Origin of the sequence: Psychrobacter sp. TB55-MNA-CIBAN-0194 (assembly GCF_040309505.1) — a bacterium.
Lineage (GTDB): Bacteria > Pseudomonadota > Gammaproteobacteria > Pseudomonadales > Moraxellaceae > Psychrobacter > Psychrobacter fozii.
Genome location: NZ_JBEOOW010000350.1, coordinates 1 through 268, shown reverse-complemented (window position 1 = coordinate 268; position 268 = coordinate 1). Strand labels below are relative to the sequence as shown.

Genomic DNA, 268 nt, shown 5'->3' with positions numbered 1-268 from the left:
ACAACGCCCAGGGCCGCCGCATTGCGGTGATCGTCAACGAGTTCGGCGAGCTGGGCATTGACGGTGAAATCCTCAAGCAGTGTTCTATCGGTTGCACCGAAGAAGAGGCCAATGGCCGCGTCTACGAGCTGGCCAACGGTTGCCTATGCTGCACCGTGCAGGAAGAGTTCTTCCCGGTGATGCGTGAACTGGTCGCCCGTCGCGGTGACTTGGACCATATCCTCATCGAAACCTCGGGCCTGGCGCTGCCCAAGCCGTTGGTGCAAGC

Annotated in this window: 1 protein-coding gene; it reads left to right on the top strand. The window is 60.8% G+C overall.

What is annotated here, in order from left to right; translation table 11 throughout:
- Window positions 1-268 (top strand): GTP-binding protein (locus tag AAEY75_RS15415; protein ID WP_352260078.1); only part of this gene is annotated, 268 nt, incomplete at both ends.